This is a genomic window from Psychrobacter sp. 1Y4 (genome assembly GCF_051847555.1).
This window is the reverse complement of sequence record NZ_JBPYDE010000877.1, coordinates 1-583: the sequence shown is the minus strand read 5'-3', so window position 1 is coordinate 583 and position 583 is coordinate 1. Positions and strand designations below refer to the sequence as shown.

Sequence of the window (583 nt, the reverse complement as noted above, 5' to 3'; positions counted from 1 at the left end):
TTTGCGTCATGACTGTTAAATCATCTTAGAAGGTGTCTATGTCCTTTGTCTATATTCCAAGTGCTTTCTCTACACTCTAAGATAATGACGATATACATTGATAGCTGTTATAAGAGTGATTGGGTTTGACTGTTAGCCTTAAAAGATAATTTGACTTTTGACTAATGAAAGCTTATAAATGTTTTGTTTATTAATTGTTATTGTTATATAGTCAGTGTTAACAATTTATTACTAAGAAGAGTACAAATTGTTAATAAACAATTGCTTGTTTAGTATTGATTTTAATAAAATTTTTGAAAATTCACCTAGAAGTGATTTTTATGACAAGGATGTCTATGAAAAAGCAATCGTTAATCGCTATGGCGCTACTATTCAGCGCCACTCTCTCGCAAGCAGCTGAATCAGGTCTAGAGGCTGAGCAGTCAGCTCTAGCAGCATTTGGTGCAGGTCTCGACAGTTTTATGTCCAGTGCATTTGGATGGTTCGTCGATCTTATCTTCTTTTCAGTGCCACTCGGCGAGACAAGCTTTCCGCTTATTGCGGGTTGGTTATTAGTTGCAGCACTCATATTTACGGCCTACTT

The 583-nt window shown here is 36.0% G+C and carries 1 pseudogene; it reads left to right on the top strand.

Features of this window, described 5'->3' with window-relative positions:
- Nucleotides 1-335: 335 nt before the first annotated feature.
- Nucleotides 336-583: pseudogene (locus ACS8FC_RS19360) on the top strand (alanine glycine permease); the annotation flags it as partial.